We start from the raw sequence: 21,357 nt of genomic DNA, 5'->3' as shown, positions 1-21,357 counted from the left end.
CGGCCGTCGACCGGTGGGAAGGTGCGGGTCACCGCCGTCGCGCCTGGAATTCTCGCGGCCGAGCACGTGCCGGGTGCGCCGTCGTCCCTACGCCTCCGCCGTCTCACGCGCGGTGCAGGGTGCGGGCGGCCTCGGCGATGGAACCGGTGAGCGAGGGGTAGATCGTGAAGACGTTGGCGAGCTGGTCGACGGTGAGCCGCTGCGTCACGGCGATGGTGATCGGGTAGATGAGCTCGGACGCGCGCGGGGCGACCACCACGCCGCCGATGACGGTGCCGGTGGAGCGGTCGGAGAAGAGCTTCACGAAGCCCTCCTTGATGCCGAGCATCTTGGCGCGCGGGTTGCGCGTGATGGGCAGCCTGGTGATGGCGCCGTCGATCTCACCGGACTCGATCTGCTTCTGGGTGACACCGATGGTGGCGATCTCCGGAGCCGTGAAGATGTTGGCGGCGACGGTGTCGAGGTCGAGCGGGGAGACGGCGTCGCCGAGGGCGTGCCACATGGCGATCCGGCCCTGCATCGCGGCGACCGAGGCGAGCGGGAGGACGCCCGTGCAGTCGCCGGCCGCGTAGACGCGGAAGGCACGGGTGCGGGAGACCCGGTCGACCTTGATGTGGCCGCTGTCGCTGACCTCGACGCCGGCCTCGGTCAGGCCGATCCCGTCGGTGGCGGGTACGCCGCCGACGGCGACGAGGCAGTGCGACGCCGTGACCACGCGCCCGTCGGTGAGCTCGACCTCGACGCCGTGGTCGACCCGGCGGACCGCGGCCGCCCGGGAGCGGGACAGCACGGTCATGCCGCGACGGCGGAAGACGGCCTCGATGAGCTCGGCGGCGTGCTCGTCCTCGCCGGGAAGGACACGGTCGCGGGAGGAGACGAGCGTGACCGGGGCGCCGAGCGCGTTGTAGGCGCCGGCGAACTCGGCACCGGTGACGCCGGAGCCGACCACCACGAGGTGCTCGGGGATCTCGGTGAGGTTGTACATCTGCGCCCAGGTCAGGATGCGTTCGCCGTCGGGCTGTGCGCTGGGCAGCACGCGAGGGGTCGCGCCCGTGGCGACGAGCACGATGTCGGTCTCCAGCTCGAGCTCCTCACCGGCAGTGGTGGTGACGAAGATGCGCCGGCTGCCCTGTGCGCTGATCTCGGCGTCGATGCGACCGGTGCCCGAGATGATCGTGACGCCCTCGCGCTCGAGGCGCGTGCGGATGTCCTTGGACTGCTTGGCGGCGAGGCGCACGACCCGACGGTCGACGGTGTCCATGTCCGCCCGCAGGGTGCCGGGGTCGCCGTCGGGTCCGCCGTCGGCGCCGATGCCGAGCTCGCCCGCCTGCTCGGTGACGGTGAGCCACTCGGCGGTGGCGATGAGCGTCTTCGACGGCACGACGTCGGTGAGCACCGCGGAGCCGCCCATGCCCTGCCGCTCGACGACGTGGACGTGCGCGCCCAGCTGCTGCGCCACCAGGGCGGCCTCGTACCCGCCGGGCCCGCCGCCGATGATGACCACCCGCGAGCCCTCTCGTACGGGCGAGGCTCCGGCGCCGTGCTCGCGGCGGTGCTCCGGGCTCTGGCCGGCGGCGGCGGCCCCCGTCTGCTCGACGGCGGGCGGCGGGACGGGCGTCGATGAGGTGCTCACCTGAGGCATTGTGCCGAACGTGCCGGTCCGGCGCGCCCGACGGGCCGGCGGGCCGCCTGTGCCGGGCCGTCCGAGCAGCGTTCGCGCTAACGTCTCACCATGAGCCACGCCGCCTACGACGCCGCCGATCCCGCCGCCGACCTGGACGACCCCGCGACCGACCCGGCCGCCGTCGCCCGCCTCGCCGCCTCGGTGATCGCAGAGCGCACCGGGGTCGAGCGGCACGACGTCGCGCTCGTGCTCGGGTCGGGCTGGGGCGGGGCCGCGGACGTCCTCGGCGAGACGGTCGCCGAGCTGCCGGCCGCCGAGGTCCCCGGGTTCACGGCACCGGTCGTCGTCGGACACGGCGGGACGCTGCGGTCCGTGCGTATCGAGGGCGGCGACAAGCATGCGCTGGTGCTCGGCGCGCGCAGCCACTTCTACGAGGGGCGCGGGGTGCGACGGGTCGCTCACGGGGTCCGGACCGCTGCCGCCGCTGGCGCGTCGACGGTCGTGCTGACCAACGGCTGCGGCGGGCTGGAGCCGGAGTGGCCCGCGGGGACGCCGGTGCTGATCAGCGACCACATCAACCTGACCGGCGCGTCCCCGCTGGAGGGCGCGACGTTCGTGGACCTGACGGACCTCTACTCGTCGCGGCTCCGGGAGCTGGCCCGCCAGGTGGACCCGTCGCTGGCCGAGGGGGTCTACGTCCAGTTCCGCGGCCCGCACTACGAGACGCCGGCCGAGGTGCAGATGGCGCACCGGATGGGCGGCCACCTGGTCGGCATGTCGACGGCGCTCGAGGCCATCGCCGCCCGGCACGCCGGCCTCGAGATCCTCGGCATCTCGCTCGTGACCAACCCGGCGGCCGGCATCTCCGAGGAGGCGCTGTCCCACGAGGAGGTCCTCGAGGCGGGCCGGGCGGCTGGTCCGCGCATCTCCCGCCTGCTGGCCGACATCGTCCGCCGGCTCTGAGCCGGACCGCCTGGCGCGCTGCCCGGCAGCCCTGCAGCGATCGCCACCCGCACCCCCGCCGTCCCACCGTCCCACCGTCCCACCGTCCCACCGCACTGAACCGCCGAGGAGGCTCACGACATGACCGTCACCGCCGATGAGGTTCGCGCCTGGATCGCCGCCGACCCGGACGAGACCACCCGAGCCGAGCTGACCGCGCTTCTCGAGCGGGCACAGGGCGAGGACGACCGTGAGACCGCGCAGGCCGATCTCGACGACCGGTTCGCCGGCCCGCTCGAGTTCGGCACCGCCGGTCTGCGCGGCGCGCTGGGGGCCGGGCCGCACCGGATGAACAGGGCGGTCGTCATCCGGGCGGCCGCCGGGCTCAGCGCGTTCCTCGCGGCCGAGGTGGCGACCGACTTCACGGTGGCAATCGGCTACGACGCGCGCTACGGCTCGGCGCAGTTCGCGCAGGACACGGCCGCCGTCGTCACCGCTGCCGGCGGCAAGGCCTTCCTCCTTCCCGAGCCCCTCCCGACGCCGGTGCTCGCCTTCGCGGTACGCCACCTCGGCACGGACGCCGGGGTGATGGTGACGGCGTCGCACAACCCCCCGCAGGACAACGGGTACAAGGTCTACCTCGGTGGGCGGGCCGTCACCGGGGCGGGGCAGGGCGCGCAGATCGTGCCGCCGTTCGACGCCAAGATCGCCGAGCGGATCGCAGCCGCCGGGCCGGCGGTGGACGTGCCGCTCGCCGACGGCGGTTGGGAGGTCCTCGGGGACGAGGTGCGCGAGGCCTATCTCGCTCGCGTGGCCTCCCTGATCCCGACGCGTCACACGCGTGGGATCCGGATCGTTCTGACCCCGATGCACGGGGTGGGCGGTGCTACCGCCGTGGAGGCGTTGCGCAGGGCCGGATTCACCGACGTGCACGTCGTCGCCAAGCAGGCAGAGCCGGACCCCGACTTCCCGACGGTGGCGTTCCCGAACCCTGAGGAGCCGGGCGCGCTCGACCTCGCCCTGGAGCTCGCCCGCGCCGTCGATGCCGACGTCGTCCTGGCCAACGACCCCGACGCCGACCGCTGCTCGATGGCGGTCCCGGACCGCTCGGTCGAGGGCGGCTGGCGCCAGCTCACCGGCGACGAGATCGGGTCGCTGCTCGGCGCACAGACGGGGGTGGCCGCGGCCCTGACCGGACGTGGCGTGTTCGCCAGCTCGATCGTCTCGTCCCGGCTGCTGGCCAAGATCGCCGCCTCCCACGGCCTGGAGCACCGCACCACTCTCACGGGCTTCAAGTGGATTGCTCGCACCGAGGGCCTCACATTCGGGTACGAGGAGGCGATCGGCTACTGCGTCGACCCCGAGGCCGTGCGGGACAAGGACGGGATCTCCGCCGCTCTGCGCCTCGCGTATCTGGCCGCACAGCTGCACGACGACGGCCAGACGTTCACGGACGCGCTGGACGAGCTGGCGCTCCGGCACGGTCTGCACGCGACGAGCCCGCTGTCGGTCCGTGTGGAGGACCTCGCGCTCATCGGCGAGGCGATGGCGCGGCTGCGCACGGGCGGTCCTACCACGCTCGCCGGCTCCCCCGTCATCACGACGACGGACCTGGCCGAGGGTTCCGACGAGCTGCCGCCGACCGACGGGCTGCTGTATCTCACTGCCGCCGGCGACCGTGTGATCATCCGTCCGTCGGGCACCGAGCCGAAGCTCAAGGCGTACCTCGAGGTCGTCGTACCGGTCACCGGCGATGTCGCGGCTGCACGACGGACCGCTGCCGATCGGTTGAAGCAGCTCCGGGCAGATGTCTCGGCTGCCACCGGGCTCTGACGCGCCTGGCTGACCTTCCGCCCGCTCCCTGGCACCCCTGCCGGACCTCGCTACCACGCCCGGCAGCCCTGACGTTCCGCTCACTCCCTCGCACCCCGGCCGGTCATCGCTACCGCGCCCGGCAGTCCTTACCTTCCGCTCACTCCCTCGCACCCCGGCCGGTCATCGCTACCGCGCCCGGCAGTCCTTACCTTCCGCTCACTCCCTCGCACCCCGGCCGGTCATCGCTACCGCGCCCGGCAGTCCTTACGTTCCGCTCACTCCCTGGCACCACGGCAGGACGTCGTCACCACCTCCGGCAGTTTTGACGTTCCACTCACTCCCGGCACCCCTGTCTGACGGCCCTCCCTCCCGGCCCCCTGGCGGACGGCCACCACTGCCGGCCCCCTGTCTGACGTCCCTCCACTCTCCGGCACCAAACTCGCGACTGTCTCCGCAGTCTCCGGTCACGAGAACGGCCAGATCCACAGGTTCATGCCGGTCTGGCCCGAATGTCAGTGGCCGCACATAGGTTCGATACATGTCGAGGTGGACGGGTTCGCAAGGTGGTGACACCGGTGGGTTCTGCTGCGAGCAGGACGGTTACGGTGGCCGCCCGTGCTCGCACCTGCGTGAGTTCGCGCTCGCGGTCGCGGCGCAGGAACGGGTCGAGCGTACGCGGCGACTGTCCCGGCTGGGTTTCGCGGGGCTGGTCGGGGCGGCGGACGAGGGCGACCCGGCCGCGCTGGAGGCGCTTGAGGTGCTCCTCGACGGCCCGGAGGACGACGGGGCGGGCGGCCCGCCTCCCACGAGCGCGGACCCGTTGGCCGACGACCAACGGTTCTACCCGCTCCGCGACGACGGCGGGGTCCACCCGACCGGTACCGGCCGCCGCCGCCGGTGCTGGGGCCGTCCATACCGGCACCATCGCTACCCCTGATGTCGCCCATTCCGTCGATGCCGTCGACGGTGTCGGCTCTGCCGGCTCACCTGCTCCGACCGCGGTCGAGGGCATTGATTCTGTGGCAGTCGTTTCGGCCGATGACACCGCCGCCGCTCCAGACACCGCGTCCGTTCGTGACACCGCCGGCGATAGCACCGACACCGTCATCGAGGTCGACCTCGGCGACGCCGATACATGCGACGTCGGTGGGTCGTGGTCGCGGGTGCTGGACCGGCCGTTGACGGAGGTCTTCGCGCAGGTCGAGGCCGAATCGGGTCGTAATCTCGGGATCAGCCTGACCGTGCTGGGTCAGGCGAAAGCGGGTCCGGTCCTGGCCGCGCTGCTGGCCGGGGTGGACCAGGACCAGATCGACCGGTTCGCGACGCTGGAGGTCCTGGCCGGGTACAAACGGATCGAGGCCTGGGCCGCCGCCGCCGCAGCACGGACCGCCTCGACCCTGGCGGACAAGGCCACCACGTTCGCCCACCCGTCACTGAAGGAGAAGGTCGACGCGACCGGGGAGGAGATCGCGCTGCGGCTGGCGATCTCCAGGACCGAGGCCAGCGACCTGGTCACCGTCGGGCACGGCCTGACCCGGGCGTTCACCCAGACCGGTGCCGCGCTGGCGGCCGGGGCGATCGACTTCCGCAAAGCGGCCAAGATCGTCACCACCTTGGCCCACGCCCCGGGTCCGGTGGCGGCGGAGGTCGAGGCCGAGGTCCTGCACCAGGCCGACGGGCGCACCCCCTCCCAGCTTCAGCGCGACCTGAACAAGGCCCTGATCGCCGTGGACCCCGAAGACGCCCAGGACCGCCATGCCCGGGCCCGGGCGGGCCGGCACGTCAACCACACCAAGGCCCTGCCCGACGGCATGGCCTCCCTCTACGCCGTCCTGCCGGCCGAGGACTGTGTCACCGTCGACCTGGCCCTGGACGCGATCGCGACCACCGCCAAGGCCGCCGGCGATACCCGGACCATGTCCCAGCTACGCGCCGACGCCATGGCCGCCATGGCCCGCGGCACCATCCACACCGGCTGGACCGGCCCACCACCACACCAGGCCACCACGACGGCCCCGGACCGGAGCGGCCCGACCAGTTCCGCAGCGACCGGTCTCGGCACGATCTTGCCGCCCGCCGCGTCGCCGGCGCCGCCACCGACAGCCGCGGTCGACCCGCCAGCCGGTGACGCACCACCTCAAGCCTCCGACAGGCCCGTCGACGCCGACGCCCCAGGCGGCACCGACCGTGACGCCTCCGGCAGCGCGGGGGCTGTCGGCAGTCCTCCCGACACTGAGGAGACCGGGCAGAGCCCCGGGTCCGGGCGCACAGCCGTCGCGGACAGGCCAGGACCGGGGTCTGAGGGGACAGCTGTGCCCACCTGGCCACCACGGCCCCCGGTTGAGGACGCCGACGCCGAACCGGTAGCCGGTCAACCGCCCGACGGGCACGTTGACGAGCCCGAGAGCACCGGCCCGCCGACGCACGGTGACGTGGTGCCGCCGTGGTGGCCCTTCCTCCAGACCGGCGAAGCGATGCGGTGCGGCAGCCCGGCCACCACCCACACCCAGATCAAGGTCACCGTCCCCCTCAACGTCCTCCTCGCCGGCCAGAACGCCACGACCGACGACGACACCGGCCCGGGCGACGCCAGCAGCGCCAGCGACGGCCACAGCTGCACCTGCGGCAGCAGCGCCAGCGGCGGGTTGGTCGACGGGCGCGACCGCGGCGAGGGCCCGGCCATTGCCACCGAGCCGCCCGACGGCCCCCTTCCCGAGGTCGCGGTCCTGCACGGCTACGGACCGATCACCGGCGACGTCGCCCGCGCCCTGGCCGCCGGCGGCACCTGGCGGCGCCTGATCACCGACCCCGTCACCGGGACCGTCCTGGACCATGGCCGCACCAGGTACCGGCCTCCCGAGGACCTCCAAGAGCACGTCCGTCTACGCGACACCACCTGTGTGCTGCCGGGTTGCTCGGTCCCGGCCCAGCGCTGCCAGATCGACCACACGATCCCGTGGTCCCAGGGCGGGCACACCGCCGACACCAACCACGGACCGCTGTGCACCCGCGACCACACCCTCAAGACCGTCGGTGCCTTCACCGTCGTCCAACCACAGCCCGGCATCTTCGAATGGACCACACCCACCGGCCACGTCTACCGACGCGAGAGCGACGGCACCATCACCATGCTCCCCGCCCGACGGAGGTCGGCAGTTCCGAGCCGCGCCGACTCGACGGCGAACGGCTCGGACACCGCCGCTGCTCCCGGGCGCTCCCACGATCCCTGGACGGGCCGCGACGCCGAGGAAGGCGACCCGCCACCGTTCTGATCGCCCGGACCCCGGCCGGTCTTGGCGTCAGTTCACAGCTGCACACATGGCGCCACGGGTAGATGACCCGCCGTCCGTCAGATCATGCCCTTGGGGTGCCAGACGGTCTTGGTCTCGGTGAAGGCGGTGATGCGCTCGAGCGATGGTGCAGGGACACCGGTCTCGGGCTGCAGTACCCGCTTGAGCGTCTCGGCAGCCGTGACCTGCAGGTCCACCCAGTCCAGCGCACCGGCTCCGGCGAGGTCGACAGCGTTGACGTCGGCGTGCGCCGCCAGCCATGGCGCGATCTCCGCCGGCGAGCCGGTGAGGACGTTGACCACACCGCCCGGCACGTCGGACGTCGCCAGCACCTCCGAGAGGCTGATGGCGCTCAGCGGAGCTGATTCGCTGGCCACCACGACAACCGTGTTGCCCGGCACCAGCGCAGGGGCCACCACGGAAACCAGTCCCAGCAGCGATGACTCCTGCGGCGCGACGATCGCGACCACGCCCGTCGGTTCGGGCGTGGAGATGTTGAAGTAGGGACCCGCGACCGGGTTTCCGTTGCCGGCCACCTGCACGTACTTGTCGACCCAGCCCGCGTACCAGACCCACACATCGATGGCGGCGTCGACCTGCGCGCCGGCCGCGGCCGCCGTCGCGCCCTCGACCTGCTGGATCTCCTCGACGAACTGCGCCCGTCGCCCTTCCAGCAACTCGGCGATGCGGTACAGCACCTGGCCGCGGTTGTACGCCGTCGCACCCGCCCACCCCGACAGCGCCGTGCGCGCGGCGCGGACCGCATCACGGGCGTCCTTGCGGCTCGCCTTGGCCGCGTTGGCAAGAAACGCGCCGTCCTTCGCGGCGACCTCGTAGCTACGACCGCTCTCCGACCGCGGAAACTTCCCGCCCACGTACAGCTTGTAGGTCTTGGGGATGGCGAGACGCGACATCACTTGGCCCCCTTCTTGGCGGCGGAGCGCCGGGTCGTGGTGGATTGCCGCGCTGCGTCGGCCGCCTTCGTGATGCTCCTCCGGTCACGTGCCGGTGCCTGCTCCAACCCCGGCGCACGCCCGCCCGGCTCGAGGTAGGCCGCCAGCCCGTGCCGGCCGCCCTCACGCCCGTAGCCGGACTCCTTGTACCCGCCGAACGGCGACGAGGGATCGAACTTGTTGAACGTGTTCGCCCAGACCACACCAGCGCGGAGCTTGTCGGCGACGGCGAGGATCCGGCTGCCCTTCTCGGTCCAGATCCCGGCCGAGAGACCGTACGGGGTGTTGTTCGCCTTCTTGATCGCCTCGTCCGGCGTGCGGAACGTCAGCACGGAAAGGACCGGGCCGAAGATCTCGTCCCGCGCGATGCGGTGGCTGGTGGAGACCCCGGTGAAGATCGTCGGCGCGTACCAGAACCCCGACCGCGGGATCTCGCACGGCACGCTCCACCGCTCCGCCCCCTCGTCCTCCCCCACCTGGGACAGGGTGCGGATCCGCTGAAGCTGCTCGGCCGAGTTGATCGCACCGATGTCGGTGTTCTTGTCCAGCGGGTCACCCAGCCGAAGCGTCGACATACGGTCCTTGAGCCGGTCGACGACCTCGTCGTGGATGTTCTCCTGCACCAGCAGCCGGGACCCGGCGCAGCACACGTGCCCCTGGTTGAAGAAGATCCCGTTGACGATCCCCTCGACGGCCTGGTCGATCGGGGCGTCGTCGAAGACGATGTTCGCCGCCTTCCCGCCCAGCTCGAGGGTCACCTTCTTATCGGTCCCCGCGACCGACCGCGCGATAGCCCGACCCACCGCCGTCGAACCGGTGAAGGCGACCTTGTTGACGTCGTCGTGGTTCACGAGCAGCTCACCGGTCCCGCCCGCCCCGGTGATGATGTTGACCACCCCGGGCGGCAGGTCGGCCTGCTGGAGGATCTCGGCGAACAGCAGCGCCGTCAGCGGCGTCGTCTCGGCGGGCTTGAGCACCACCGTGTTGCCAGCGGCCAGCGCCGGCGCGATCTTCCACGACAGCATCATCAGCGGGAAGTTCCACGGGATCACCTGCGCCGCGACACCCAGCGACCGGGGCGCCGGCCCGAGCCCGGCGTGGTCGAGCTTGTCCGCCCAGCCGGCGTAGTAGAAGAACCACGCCGCCACCAGCGGGATGTCGACGTCGCGGCTCTCCTTGATCGGCTTGCCGTTGTCCAGGCTCTCCGCCACCGCCAGCTCGCGGGAGCGCTCCTGGACCAGCCGCGCGATCCGGAACAGGTACTTCCCGCGGTCGGCCCCGCTCATCCGCGACCACGTCCGCTCGTACGCCCGCCGCGCCGCCGCCACCGCACGGTCGACGTCGGCGGCATCGGCGCTGGAGACCGTGGCGATGTGCTGCTCCGTCGCCGGCGAGATCGTCGCGAAGCCGTCACCGTGCCCGTCGACGAACTCGCCGTCGATGAACAAGCCGTAGGACTCACGCAGGTTCAGGATCGCCGTCGACTCAGGAGCCGGCGCGTAGTCGAGAAAGCTCATGGTCGATATCCCTCAGTCGATCGTGACGTAGTCGGGGCCGGAGTAGCGGCCCGTGGTCAGCTTCTGACGCTGCAGCAGCACGTCGTTGAGCAGGCTCGAGGCACCGAACCGGAACAGGTGCGGGCTCAGCCACTCCTCCCCGACCGTCTCGGCCACCGTCACGACGTACTTGATCGCGTCCTTGGACGTACGGATCCCGCCCGCCGGCTTCACGCCGATCCTCTCCCCGGACAGGCGGTACCAGTCCCGCACCACCTGCAGCATCAGCAGAGTTACCGGCAGCGTCGCCGCCGGCGACACCTTGCCCGTGGAGGTCTTGATGAAGTCCCCGCCCGCCAGGATCGCCAGCCACGACGCCCGACGGACATTGTCGTAGGTGTTCAGCTCACCGGTCTCGAGGATGACCTTCAGGTGCGCGTAGCTCCCGTCCGGGCGCCGGCACGCCTCCTTGACCGCCACGATCTCGTCGAACACCTGCCCATACCGCCCGGACAGGAACGCCCCCCGGTCGATGACCATGTCGATCTCGTCCGCCCCAGCGGCCACCGCGTCGGCGGTGTCGGCCAGCTTCACCTGACGCGAGGCCCGTCCCGACGGGAACGCCGTCGCCACCGCGGCCACGTTGACCCCGCCGGCGTCGAGCCCCTTGAGCGGACCGAGCGCCTCGACGGCGGCAGGCACCATGTCGCCGTACACGCACACCGCCGCGGGCCGCGGAGTCGACAGGTCCGTCGGGTCCGGCGTGACCGCCTTGGCCACCAACGAACGCACCTTCCCAGGAGTGTCCGCACCCTCCAGCGTTGTCAGGTCGACCAGGCTGATGATCTTGTCGATCGCCCACGCCTTCGACGTCGTCTTGATCGACCGGGTCCCGAGCCCGGCAGCACGCTGCTCCAGGCCCACCGCATCCACCCCGGGCAGCCCCTCCAGATGCAGGCGCAGGCTCTTCTCGGTCAGCTCGGAACCGAGCACCTGCACCGCCCGGGCGGCCGGCGCCAAGGTCCCGGCGGTACCGGTCTGTAGCGTCATCGCTCTCTCCATGTCTGCGCCGGCGAGCCGTCTGGCCCCCGGCGGTCTGGTCCACCCTCCGGCGTCCCGCAGTCGTGGACGGTGTCGCGGCAACGCCGCCACCGTCCGCCTGCCCGCAGCCGGAACCGCGGCCACGGTCGTTCGTGGCCCAGGTCACTCAGCCTACTTCCCGCGGTCGCGGCGGGGCGTCGATCCGCCCGTCGCCAGGTCGCGGGGTCAGAAGGCCTCCTGCTCCTCCGCGTCGCTCTCCTCGTCGTCCTCGCCGGGCACCTCGGCGATCTGCTCGGCGACGTCCGCGCTGTCGGCCTCACGCGTCGCGTCGGCCATCTCGAGCTCGGGCTCGTACTCCTCAGGGGCGGCCGAGGGGTCCTCGTCGGCGCGGTGCTCCTCACCGAGCGCCTCCGGGTCAAGCTCGACGGCGGTGCTCTCAGGATGCTCCATGCTCATGGCTCCTCCTCGGATCGTCACGGGCTCGTGCTGTCAGCCTGCCCCGGCACCCGGGGCGGCGCAAGGCACGGTGTGGGGCGGCACCGAGGCGGCCAGGCGGTGCACCTCACGGACCGGCGCAGATCACGACGCCGATCAGAACGGCACCGGCAGCAGCACCCAGCAGACATGGTTCCAACCACCCAGCGCCGGGTGCGGATCGCGCCGGTCCAGCAGCTCGGCGACAGGGACCCGGTGCACGCGTGCCGCGGACGGGTCGTAGACGTGCAGCACCGGGTTCCCGGCCTCGTCGTGGCCACGGTGGGGCGCCTCGGCCGGCGGCGGCACCGCGAGCACCACGTGCCGAGGCACGGCAGTGGTCACGCCGCGCCCCAGGTCCCCGCCCGTGTACAGCGGCACCGGCACGCCGGCCATCGTCGCACCGTGGACGCTGGTGAGCAGCGCTGCCCCCTTTGCTCCGCCGTCGTCCACGGGTACGGAGCGGTACCGCACGTTCGGGAAACGCGCCTCGCGGGCGGCGGTCCACGGCGGCGTGCCCAGGGCCGGGGGCCACTCCAGCGGGCCGAGCGCCCGGGCACCGGTGCGCGACTTGATGTGCTGCTGTGCGGCGGCGAGGCGATCCGCCGCCCCGGCTGCGGCCGCCCCGGGCGGAATCTCCACCGGCACCCGGTGCGGCGGGAGGTCCGACGGCAGCGAGCCGTCCTCGAGCCAACGGGCCAGCACCGGATCGCCGGTGGCGGCGAGCATGAGAAGTACTGCGGAGCCGCACGTGGTCTGGTCCACCTGCCGGGCGGGCGCGCCACCGAGGGTGACGGGCAGCGGCGACGGCGACGGCGCAGCCTCCTGCCGCGCACCGGCACCGGCCGCGTCGCCGACCTTCGGGATCCGGCCCGTCAGCAGCTTCGGGGTGCGCACGGGCCGGGTCAGCGCGCCGAGCAGCGTGCTGAGCGACAGGGACCGCCAGTGGCGCGCCGGGGCGTCGCCGGCCACGCGGCCACCTGCGAGAGGTGCTTCGGTCATCCCCACAGGCTGCCGCAGGTCGCGTCAGCCGGCGACCCGGTCCAGCACGATCCCGGTCTTCTCCACCGCGCCGTCGGCCTCGATCACGATGCCGCCGCTCAGTGCGTCCCTCGCCCGGTCGAACCGCTCCGGGGTCGCCGTGTGCAGGGTGAGCAGCTTCTGCCCGGCCGTGACCCGCTCCCCCGGCTTGGCGTGGATCTCCACGCCGGCGACGGCCTGCACCGGGTCCTCCTTGCGGCCGCGGCCGGCGCCCAGCCGCCAGGCGGCCACACCGACGTCGTAGGCGTCCAGCGTCGTGAGCACCCCGTCGGACTCGGCCACCACGTCCTCCGTGTGCTCGGCCACCGGCAGGTCGGCGTCAGGGTCACCGCCCTGGGCGGCGATCATCCTGCGCCACACGTCCATCGCCCGGCCGTCCTTGAGCGCCTCGGCTGGGTCGGCGTCGGTCCGCCCGGCGGCATCGAGCATCTCCCGGGCGAGCGCGACTGTGAGCTCCACGACGTCCTCGGGTCCGCCGCCGGCGAGGACCTCGACCGACTCGCGAACCTCCAGCGCGTTGCCGGCGGTCAGGCCGAGCGGCGTCGACATGTCGGTCAGGAGCGCCACCGTGCGGACCCCGGCGTCCGTCCCCAGCTCGACCATGGTCCGCGCGAGCTCGCCCGCCTGCTCCAGGTCCTTCATGAAGGCGCCGGACCCGACCTTGACGTCGAGCACCAGCGAGTCGGTGCCCTCGGCGATCTTCTTGCTCATGATCGACGAGGCGATCAGCGGGATCGCCTCGACCGTCGCGGTGGTGTCCCGCAGCGCGTAGAGCTTCTTGTCCGCCGGTGCCAGGCCCGAGCCGGCCGCGCAGATCACCGCACCGACGTCTTCCAGCTGGGCGAGCATCTCGGCGTTGCTCAGCGACGCCCGCCAGCCCGGGATCGACTCCAGCTTGTCGAGGGTCCCGCCCGTGTGGCCCAGGCCCCGCCCGGACAGCTGCGGCACGGCGACGTCGAAGACGGCCACCAGCGGCGCGAGCGGGAGCGTGATCTTGTCGCCGACACCTCCGGTCGAGTGCTTGTCCGCCGTCGGGCGGGACAGCCGGGAGAAGTCCATCCGCTCGCCCGAGCGGATCATCGCGTCGGTCCAGCGCGCGACCTCCGCACGGTCCATCCCGTTGAGGAAGATCGCCATCGCGAGGGCGGACATCTGCTCCTCGGCCACCACCTCACGCGTGTAGGCGTCGATCACCCAGTCGATCTGCTCGGGGGTGAACCGTCCGCCGTCGCGCTTGGTCCGGATGACGTCGACGGCGTCGAAGGCCTCACTCATGGGTGCTCTCCAGGTGGTCGGGGCCGAAGGCCTCGGGCAGGATCTCGCTCATCGTGCGTACCCCGCTGGGCATCTGCACCTCGAGGCGGGGGCCGCCGTGCTCCCACAGCAGCTGGCGGCAGCGCCCGCACGGCACCAGGAGGGTGCCCTCGGCATCGACGCAGGCGAAGGCGACCAGTCGGCCGCCGCCGGTGCGGGCCAGCTCGGAGACCAGCCCGCACTCCGCGCACAGCGTGAGGCCGTACGAGGCGTTCTCGACGTTGCAGCCGGCCACCGTCCGGCCGTCGTCGACCAGAGCGGCCGCACCCACCGGGTAGCCGGAGTACGGCACGTACGCCCGCGTCATGGCCTCCGTGGCGGCGGCCTTCAGGTCCGCCCACGTGCCGTCGTCGATGGCCATGACGCTCCTCAGCTCACTTGATGTACGGGATGTTCTCCGACGCGGGGGCCCGCACCCGGCCGACGAGACCGGCGACCGCGAAGATCGTGACCGCGTAGGGCAGCATCAGCAGGAACTCGGACGGAACCGTGGAGCCGATCGTCGACAGCACGTTGCCCAGGTTCTTGGAGAAGCCGAACAGCAGCGCGGCGGCGACGGCGCCGGTCGGGTTCCACTTGCCGAGGATCATCGCGGCCAGGGCGATGTAGCCCTGCCCGGCGGACATCTCCTTGCCGAACGCCAGCCCGGAACCGACGGTGAAGAACGCACCGCCGAGGCCGGCGATCGCACCGCCCAGGATCGTGTTGACGACGCGGGTGCGGTTGACCTTGATGCCCACGGTGTCGGCTGCCTTGGGGTGCTCGCCCACGGCACGCATCCGCAGTCCCCACCGGCTCCGGAAGACCCAGATCTGCAGGAAGATCACCACGGCGTACATCAGGTAGACGAGCAGCGTCTGCCGGAAGAGCACCGGACCGATGATCGGGATCTCCGAGAGCAGCGGGATGGGCAGGTCCGGGAGCCGCTGGCTGGCGTTCCAGGTGGCCTTGTTCTCCGTCAGGACGGTGGAGAACAGGAAGCTCGTGACACCGATGACGAGCACGTTCAGCACGACACCGACGATGATCTGGTCCACCCAGTACCGCACCGCGAAGAACGCCAGCAACACACCGACGAGGGCTCCGGCGAGCGGGGCGGCGATCATGCCGAGGTATGCGCTCGAGGTCAGCGAGCCGATGACGGCGGCGAGGAACGCCCCGGAGAGCAGCTGGCCCTCGATGGCGATGTTGATGATGCCGGAACGCTCGCAGACCACGCCGGCCAGGGCGCCGAAGACCAGCGGGACCGACAGTGCCAGGGCGCCGGAGAGCAGCGTGGTGATCGGGATGACGGTCCCGCGGCCGGCACCGACCCAGGTGAGGAAGGTGAGGACGAACGCGATGCCGAACAGGATCGGCACCCACTTCCCCACCGACCGGCGGTTCATCGTGGCGTAGGTGACGTACGCGGTCAGGGCCGCCATGATCGCGACCAGCACCCAGTTCGAGAGGGTCGAGGGGACGGCGAAGTTCGGGATGGACCAGGCGTCACCACCGCGGGAGAGCTGGTAGGTGGTGCTCTGGCCGGTCTCGGGCAGCAGCGTGAAGAAGACCAGGGCGAGCAGCGCCAGCACCCCGTAGAGGATCGGCCAGCGCCAGCTGATCGGCGCCAGGACGGCCGCGCGCTCCTCCTGGACCGGCTCCGGGGGGCGGGTGGTCACGGCGCTCATGCTGCCGCCTCCTTCACGGCCACGGGCGCGGCCTTGCTACGGGGTCGGGCCCCGGGGGTGGGGAGCCGGAAGATCGCACGCACCAGCGGCGGGGCTGCGATGAGGAGCACGATGATCGACTGGACCACGAGGATGATGTCGATCGGCGTCTCGGTCGTGGACTGCATGAGGAAGCCACCGGCCTTGAGCGCACCGAAGAGCAGGCCGGCGAGGAACGTGCCGAGCGGTCGCGACCGCCCCAGCAGCGCGACGGTGATGGCGTCGAAGCCGTAGCTCGCCGCCACCCCCGCGGTCAGGGCCCGCTCGGTGCCCAGCACCTGGGCCGAGCCGGCGAGCCCGCACAGGATGCCGGAGATGACCATCGTCATGACGACGACCCGGTTGACGGAGATCCCCGCCGTCCTCGACGCGTTCGGGTTCGACCCGGCGGCGCGGATCTCGAACCCGATCGTCGACCGCTCCAGGAGCCACCACACGAAGAACGTCGCGGCGATCGCCAGCAGGAAGCCCGCGTGCAGCCGGAAGCTGGGACCGAGCAGCAGCGGGTAGGTGGCCGAGTCGGCCGGCACGTCCGGCGACTTCGGGAAGGGCGAGTTCGGCAGCCGGAACGCCTGCGTGGTGAGCAGGTACGCGATCAGGTACACCGCGATGTTGTTGAGCATGATCGTCACGATCACCTCGTTCGCGCCGGTCCGGGCCTTGAGGACACCGGCGATGCCGGCCCAGATCGCGCCACCGAGCGCGGCGCCGATCGCGGCGAGCGTGACGTGCAGGACGACCGGCAGGTCGAAGGTGAAGCCGATGAAGCCGGCGAAGATCCCGCCGAGGATGATCTGTCCCTGACCACCGATGTTGAACAGGCCCGCGCGGAAGCCGACGGCCAGGCCGAGCCCGGCGAGGATCAGCGGCACGGAGAACACGAGCGTCTCGGTCAGCGGCCGGATCGCCCGCGTGAAGGTCTCGGCCTGGAAGTCGTAGATCGCTCCACGGAACATCGCCCGGTAGGAGCCGTAGACGGCGTCCCACGCCGCACCGACGAAGTCGCTCGGCCGCGCGAACAGGTAGCCGAGGCTCTCCTGCACGTCGGCGTCGGCGACGGCGATGAGCACGCCGCCGAGGACCATCGCGACGACGACGGCGAGGACGGACACCAGCCAGCTGCCCGAGAGCAGGTCGCGGAAGAACTGCGTGGTTCGGGTCTCGCCCGGTTCGTGCCGCCCCCGGGTCGCCGCCTCGTCGGACTGGGCGACCGTGTCCCCCGGGTGTGCCGGGGGCTTCGGGTTCGGGGTCTCTTCGGCGTCGCTCACCGGGTCTCCTCCTGTCCGGCGGCGTCGGTCCCGCCACCGAGCGTCGTGTGGTGCTCCGCCGCCTGGGCCTGCGCCTCCTCGAGCGGGACGCCGGCCATCATGAGGCCCAGCACGTCGCGGTCCGTGTCGCCGTCGACGACGCCGACGACCCGGCCGCGGTACATCACCGCGATGCGGTCGGCCAGGGCGAGGACCTCGTCGAGCTCGGTGGAGACGATGACCACCGGTGTGCCCTTGTCCCGCTCCTCGACGATCCGCTTGTGCATGAACTCGATGGAGCCGACGTCCAGGCCACGGGTGGGCTGGGAGGCGACCAGCAGGCGGAGCGGACGGGACATCTCCCGCGCGATCACGACCTTCTGCTGGTTGCCGCCGGAGAGGGTCGAGATCGGGTCCGAGATGGCGGTGAGCCGGATGTCGAACTCCGCGCTCCGCCGCTCGGCGTTCTCCTGCACGACCGACGGGCGCATGGCGACGCCGCTGGCGAAGGGCTCGGTGTCGTACATGTCCAGGACGAGGTTCTCGGCGATCGAGAAGCTCGAGATGATCCCGTCCGTCGAGCGGTCCTCCGGCACGAAGCCGATACCGGCGCGCAACCGTTCCTTGACGCCGCGGCCCACGAGGTTCGTCCCGTCGAGGGCGATCGAGCCCTTGACGGGCTCGGTCAGGCCGAGGATGGCCTCGGCGAGCTCGGTCTGGCCGTTGCCCTGCACGCCCGCGACGGCGACGATCTCGCCGCGCCGGACGCTCAGGCTCACGTCGTCGACCATGGCCTTGCCGGTGGCGTCGAGCACCGTGAGGTCCTGGATGACGAACGACTCCTCCCCGGCCTGGGCCGGGTCCTTGTCGACGCCGAGGTTGACCGCGCGTCCGACCATGAGAGAGGCCAGCTCGGTCTCGGTGGTGGTGGGCTCGGCCTCGCCGACGACCTTTCCGCGCCGGATGACGGTGATCCGGTCGGCCACCGCACGGACCTCGCGCAGCTTGTGGGTGATGAAGACGATCGAGGTCCCGCTCTCCTTGAGCTGGCGCATGATCGTGATCAGCTCGTCGGTCTCCTGCGGTGTGAGCACGGCGGTGGGCTCGTCGAGGATGAGGACCTTGGCGTCACGGGAGAGCGCCTTGATGATCTCGACCCGTTGCTGGGCGCCGACCGGGAGGTCCTCGATGAGGGCGTCCGGGTCGACGTCGAAACCGAACCGGTCGGAGATCTCCTGCACACGGCGGCGGGACTCGGCGAGGTCGATCAGGCCGGTCGCACCCGTGGGCTCGTACCCGAGGGCCAGGGACTCGGCGACGGTGAAGACCGGGACGAGCATGAAGTGCTGGTGGACCATGCCGATGCCGGCGGCCACCGCGTCGCCGGGCCCGGCGAAGGTCACGGGTCGGTCGTCGAGGAGGATCTGGCCGTCGTCCGGGTCGTACAGGCCGTAGAGCACGTTCATCAGGGTGCTCTTGCCGGCCCCGTTCTCGCCGAGCAGCGCGTGGATCTCCCCGGGCTCGACCACGAGGTCGATGTGGTCGTTGGCGACCAACGACCCGAAGACCTTGGTGATCCCCCGTAGCTCAAGCTTCACGTTGCGAAGACTCCGTCCGGTCCGTCGTTGCCCGGCGCATCCGTACGCCGAGTGCGGGTGGCACCGTACCCGTACGAGCACGGGCGCGGCACCTGCTGGATGCGTGACGGCCCGGCCGCCTGGGCCGGGCCGTCACGTTCGGTGGTGCTGCTCAGGTCACGGAGCGTTCGGCGACTCCACCACGAGCTCGCCGGAGACGATCTGCTCCTGGAGCGCGGTGACCGCGTCCTTGACCTCCTGCGGGACCTCGGCGTCGAAGTCGTGGAACGGGGCCAGGCCCACGCCCTCGTTCTCCAGAGTGCCGATGTAGGGCTCGTTGGTGAAGTTGCCCTCGACGGACTCGGTGATCGTGTCCTGCACGGCCTGGCCGATCTGCTTGACCACGGAGGTCAGGGCGATCGCGCCGTACTCGGTCGACTCGTACCAGTCGGAGTCCACGCCGATGATCTTGACGTCGCCGGCGGCCTGCGCAGCGGCGGCGGCGCCGAGGCCCACCGGTCCGGCGACGGGCATGACGATGTCCGCACCCTGGGCGATGAACTGCTCGGTCAGGGTCTGGCCGTTGGCCTGGTTCTCGAAGTCACCGGTGAAGGAGCCGTTCTGGGCCTCCTTGTCCCAGCCGAGCAGCTGGACGTCGGTGCCGTTGTCCTCGTTGTGCTTGGCCACGCCGTCGGCGAAGCCGTCCATGAAGATGGAGACCGACGGGATCTGCAGGCCGCCGAAGGTGGCGACGGTGCCGGTCTCGGTCATGGCGGCGGCGACGTAGCCGGCCAGGTAGGCCGCCTCGGCGGTGTTGAAGATGATCGGCTTGGCGTTCTCCAGCTCGACCGGGTTGAAGTCGGCGTCGGAGAAGGTGGAGTCGATCAGCGCGAAGTTGGTGTCCGGGTTCGCCTCGGCGGCGGCCTGGATCGGGTCCTCGAGGAGGAAGCCGACGCCGATGGTGAGGTTGCAGCCCTGCTGGACCATGGAGTCGACGTTCGGGCCGTAGTCGGAGTCCGCCTGGGACTCGGCGTCGGCCTGCTCGATGCCGAGCTCGGACACGGCGGCCTGGAGGCCCTCGAAGGCCGACTGGTTGAAGGACTGGTCGTCCCAGCCGCCCTGGTCGGAGACGACGCAGGCGAGGAAGTCGGAGTTGTCCGCGCCCTCGGTCGCGTCGTCGGTGCTCTCCGAGGCGGTGGTCTCGTCCCCGCCCGCTGCGGGCTCCTCGTCCTCGGGTGCTGCGCCACAGGCGGCGAGCGCAAGGGCGGCCGTGGCGGCGAGCGCTGTCGCGTAGATGCTCTTCTTCACGCGTATCTCCTGCAGGTAGTGGCCGAGTTCCTGGGGCGGGGTGGCACGCTCTGCAGGGAGAGCACCCGGGCCGCCAGGTCCTGGATCGGCGGATATCAGGGCAGACACTATCGCCGGGAAACCGCTCGTGGGCCGCATCGTGAGACCAACCTAGGAAGCGTTACCGATTTGTGCCCATCTGCGCTAGCTCCCCGGGAGCCGGCCATGGGCCGGAGGTCCCACCCGCAGCTCACGCAGGGGCATTGGGACCTGGCGTGTGCGGCCCCTCGCCGGCGAGGACCGCCGTGCGGGCGAGCACCCGGACGCCGATGCCGATCGCCCGTTCGTCGAAGACGATGTCCCCGCGGTGCAGGTCGTAGGAGATCCCACCGGGGGTGCGGGTGCCCAGCCGCACGAGCGCGCCGGGCACCTTCGTCAGGTACCAGGCGAAGTCCTCCCCGCCGAGCGACTGCTCCGTCAGGATCACCGCGTCGGGGCCGATGACGTCCTTGACCGCGGCGTCGATCGTGCGGACCGACCGCTCCTCGTTGACGACGGGCGGGATGCCACGGACGTAGCTGAGGTCGACGTCGAGCCCGTAGGGCGCCAGGATCTGCGGCACGGACTCCTGGACGACCTTGGCCGCCCGCTGCCACGCCCGGCCGTCCAGGCAGCGCAGGGTCCCGGTGACGCTCCCGCTGGCCGGGATGGCGTTGGCGACCCGGCCCGCGTGGACCGCGCCCCAGGTGAGGTTGACGCCCGCACGGGGGTCGAGGCGGCGGCCCAGGACCGAGGGCAGCGCGGTGATGACCTGCCCGAGGGCGAAGACCACGTCGCCGGTGAGGTGCGGCCGGGAGGTGTGCCCGCCCTCCGCGCTGACCGTGATGGTGACGGTGTCCGAGGCCGCGGTGATCGGCCCGATGCGCGAGCCGAGGCTGCCGACGTCGACCTTGGGGTCGCAGTGCAGCGCGTAGATCTGCTCGACGCCGTCGAGCACGCCCTGCTCGATGGATGTCTCCGCCCCGCCGGGCTGCACCTCCTCCGCGGGCTGGAAGATGCACCGCACGCCGGCGGGCAGCTCACCGGCGTCGTCGAGCTTCTTGAGCACCAGCGCGGCCCCGAGCACTGCCGTGGTGTGGATGTCGTGCCCGCACGCGTGGGCGACGCCGTCGCGCTGGGAGGCGAAGTGCAGCCCGGACCGTTCGGGCACCGGCAGCGCGTCGAGGTCGCCGCGCAGGCCGATGCGCCGCCGGCCGCGCCCCCTCGGGTCGGCGCCGATGTTGACGTACAGACCGGTCCCCTCCAGCAGCCTCGGTTCCAGGCCGGCGGCGCGCAGACGGTCGGCGACGACGTCGGTCGTCCGGTGCTCCATGCGGGCCAGCTCGGGGTGTGCGTGGAGCTGCCGACGCAACGTGACCAGCTCCGGCTCGAGCTCGGAGACCAGAGCGGTGATGCGTCGGGCGATGGCCGAGTCGGCAGGAGCTGGAGCAGGTCGCACGCCCCGACCCTAGCCGCCGCACCCCGGTGCCGCAGCCGCCGAGGGACCG

Annotated in this window: 17 protein-coding genes; 4 read left to right on the top strand and 13 right to left on the bottom strand. The window is 71.7% G+C overall.

Annotation, left to right across the window (positions count from 1 at the left end; all coding sequences use genetic code 11):
- Positions 1 to 103: 103 nt before the first annotated feature.
- The gene (locus tag GD748_RS08860; protein WP_226921112.1) at positions 104 to 1,504 is read right to left on the bottom strand and encodes an NAD(P)H-quinone dehydrogenase; all 1,401 of its coding nucleotides are present in this window, start codon (positions 1,502 to 1,504) and stop codon (positions 104 to 106) included.
- A 228-nt stretch (positions 1,505 to 1,732) separates the two neighbouring features.
- Between GD748_RS08860 and GD748_RS08855 the strand changes: the two genes are divergently transcribed.
- The 4 genes from GD748_RS08855 (at position 1,733) to GD748_RS08845 (ending at position 7,653) form a co-directional block, all read left to right on the top strand.
- Positions 1,733 to 2,587, top strand: a complete 855-nt coding sequence (locus tag GD748_RS08855) for a purine-nucleoside phosphorylase (RefSeq protein WP_152194809.1) — start codon at positions 1,733 to 1,735, stop codon at positions 2,585 to 2,587.
- 120 nt (positions 2,588 to 2,707) lie between these two features.
- Entirely contained in the window at positions 2,708 to 4,399 is a 1,692-nt protein-coding gene (locus GD748_RS08850; protein ID WP_152194808.1) for a phospho-sugar mutase, read from the top strand.
- Positions 4,400 to 4,919: 520 nt separating this feature from the next.
- Positions 4,920 to 5,318 carry a hypothetical protein gene (locus GD748_RS19485; RefSeq protein WP_193312888.1) on the top strand — a complete coding sequence of 133 codons (399 nt, stop codon included), beginning with the start codon at positions 4,920 to 4,922 and terminating at the stop codon, positions 5,316 to 5,318.
- A gap of 82 nt (positions 5,319 to 5,400) precedes the next feature.
- Entirely contained in the window at positions 5,401 to 7,653 is a 2,253-nt protein-coding gene (locus GD748_RS08845) for an HNH endonuclease signature motif containing protein (RefSeq protein ID WP_193312887.1), read from the top strand.
- 77 nt (positions 7,654 to 7,730) lie between these two features.
- Here the strand turns inward: GD748_RS08845 and GD748_RS08840 are convergent, their stop codons facing one another.
- The 12 genes from GD748_RS08840 to GD748_RS08785 all read right to left on the bottom strand — a co-directional run bounded on the left by GD748_RS08840 (position 7,731) and on the right by GD748_RS08785 (position 21,308).
- Positions 7,731 to 8,585: an aldehyde dehydrogenase family protein gene (locus GD748_RS08840; protein ID WP_152194806.1), complete on the bottom strand. Its 855-nt coding sequence runs from the start codon at positions 8,583 to 8,585 to the stop codon at positions 7,731 to 7,733.
- Positions 8,585 to 10,141 (bottom strand): aldehyde dehydrogenase family protein, encoded by a 1,557-nt coding sequence (locus tag GD748_RS08835; protein WP_152194805.1) that lies wholly within the window; start codon positions 10,139 to 10,141, stop codon positions 8,585 to 8,587. Before GD748_RS08835 ends, GD748_RS08840 begins: the two co-directional genes overlap by 1 nt.
- 12 nt (positions 10,142 to 10,153) lie before the next feature.
- The gene (deoC, locus tag GD748_RS08830; protein WP_152194804.1) at positions 10,154 to 11,170 is read right to left on the bottom strand and encodes a deoxyribose-phosphate aldolase; all 1,017 of its coding nucleotides are present in this window, start codon (positions 11,168 to 11,170) and stop codon (positions 10,154 to 10,156) included.
- A 216-nt stretch (positions 11,171 to 11,386) separates the two neighbouring features.
- Positions 11,387 to 11,611: a hypothetical protein gene (locus tag GD748_RS08825; RefSeq protein ID WP_152194803.1), complete on the bottom strand. Its 225-nt coding sequence runs from the start codon at positions 11,609 to 11,611 to the stop codon at positions 11,387 to 11,389.
- A 141-nt stretch (positions 11,612 to 11,752) separates the two neighbouring features.
- Complete coding sequence (locus tag GD748_RS08820; protein WP_152194802.1) at positions 11,753 to 12,637, bottom strand: hypothetical protein; 885 nt, start codon at positions 12,635 to 12,637, stop codon at positions 11,753 to 11,755.
- 24 nt (positions 12,638 to 12,661) lie between these two features.
- A complete protein-coding gene (locus tag GD748_RS08815) occupies positions 12,662 to 13,951 on the bottom strand; it encodes a thymidine phosphorylase (RefSeq protein WP_152194801.1) in 1,290 nt (429 codons plus the stop codon).
- Positions 13,944 to 14,351 carry a cytidine deaminase gene (locus tag GD748_RS08810; protein WP_152194800.1) on the bottom strand — a complete coding sequence of 136 codons (408 nt, stop codon included), beginning with the start codon at positions 14,349 to 14,351 and terminating at the stop codon, positions 13,944 to 13,946. The genes GD748_RS08815 and GD748_RS08810 overlap by 8 nt, the downstream gene beginning before the upstream one ends.
- Before the next feature lie 13 nt (positions 14,352 to 14,364).
- Positions 14,365 to 15,660 carry an ABC transporter permease gene (locus GD748_RS08805; RefSeq protein ID WP_152194799.1) on the bottom strand — a complete coding sequence of 432 codons (1,296 nt, stop codon included), beginning with the start codon at positions 15,658 to 15,660 and terminating at the stop codon, positions 14,365 to 14,367.
- A complete protein-coding gene (locus GD748_RS08800) occupies positions 15,657 to 16,967 on the bottom strand; it encodes an ABC transporter permease (protein ID WP_226921017.1) in 1,311 nt (436 codons plus the stop codon). Before GD748_RS08800 ends, GD748_RS08805 begins: the two co-directional genes overlap by 4 nt.
- Positions 16,964 to 18,544, bottom strand: coding sequence for an ABC transporter ATP-binding protein (locus GD748_RS08795; RefSeq protein WP_152194798.1), 1,581 nt, complete (start codon positions 18,542 to 18,544; stop codon positions 16,964 to 16,966). Before GD748_RS08795 ends, GD748_RS08800 begins: the two co-directional genes overlap by 4 nt.
- A 156-nt stretch (positions 18,545 to 18,700) precedes the next feature.
- A complete protein-coding gene (locus GD748_RS08790; RefSeq protein ID WP_226921015.1) occupies positions 18,701 to 19,831 on the bottom strand; it encodes a BMP family lipoprotein in 1,131 nt (376 codons plus the stop codon).
- Between the two features lie 229 nt (positions 19,832 to 20,060).
- A complete protein-coding gene (locus GD748_RS08785; protein ID WP_152194796.1) occupies positions 20,061 to 21,308 on the bottom strand; it encodes an amidohydrolase in 1,248 nt (415 codons plus the stop codon).
- Positions 21,309 to 21,357 lie beyond the last annotated feature (49 nt).

This window comes from Georgenia subflava (genome assembly GCF_009193155.1).
In the GTDB taxonomy this organism is placed as follows: domain Bacteria; phylum Actinomycetota; class Actinomycetes; order Actinomycetales; family Actinomycetaceae; genus Georgenia; species Georgenia subflava.
The sequence above is the reverse complement of the archived record's forward strand: the minus strand, read 5'-3'. Positions and strand labels throughout refer to the sequence as shown.

Excerpts from the sequence above, each read along its gene's own strand:
- GD748_RS08855 (WP_152194809.1), top strand. The coding sequence starts at position 1,733 with ATGAGCCACGCCGCCTACGACGCCGCCGATCCCGCCGCCGACCTGGAC.
- GD748_RS08850 (WP_152194808.1), top strand. The coding sequence starts at position 2,708 with ATGACCGTCACCGCCGATGAGGTTCGCGCCTGGATCGCCGCCGACCCG.
- GD748_RS19485 (WP_193312888.1), top strand. The coding sequence starts at position 4,920 with ATGTCGAGGTGGACGGGTTCGCAAGGTGGTGACACCGGTGGGTTCTGC.
- GD748_RS08840 (WP_152194806.1), bottom strand. The coding sequence starts at position 8,585 with ATGTCGCGTCTCGCCATCCCCAAGACCTACAAGCTGTACGTGGGCGGG.
- GD748_RS08835 (WP_152194805.1), bottom strand. The coding sequence starts at position 10,141 with ATGAGCTTTCTCGACTACGCGCCGGCTCCTGAGTCGACGGCGATCCTG.
- deoC (WP_152194804.1), bottom strand. The coding sequence starts at position 11,170 with ATGACGCTACAGACCGGTACCGCCGGGACCTTGGCGCCGGCCGCCCGG.
- GD748_RS08825 (WP_152194803.1), bottom strand. The coding sequence starts at position 11,611 with ATGGAGCATCCTGAGAGCACCGCCGTCGAGCTTGACCCGGAGGCGCTC.
- GD748_RS08820 (WP_152194802.1), bottom strand. The coding sequence starts at position 12,637 with ATGACCGAAGCACCTCTCGCAGGTGGCCGCGTGGCCGGCGACGCCCCG.
- GD748_RS08815 (WP_152194801.1), bottom strand. The coding sequence starts at position 13,951 with ATGAGTGAGGCCTTCGACGCCGTCGACGTCATCCGGACCAAGCGCGAC.
- GD748_RS08810 (WP_152194800.1), bottom strand. The coding sequence starts at position 14,351 with ATGGCCATCGACGACGGCACGTGGGCGGACCTGAAGGCCGCCGCCACG.
- GD748_RS08805 (WP_152194799.1), bottom strand. The coding sequence starts at position 15,660 with ATGAGCGCCGTGACCACCCGCCCCCCGGAGCCGGTCCAGGAGGAGCGC.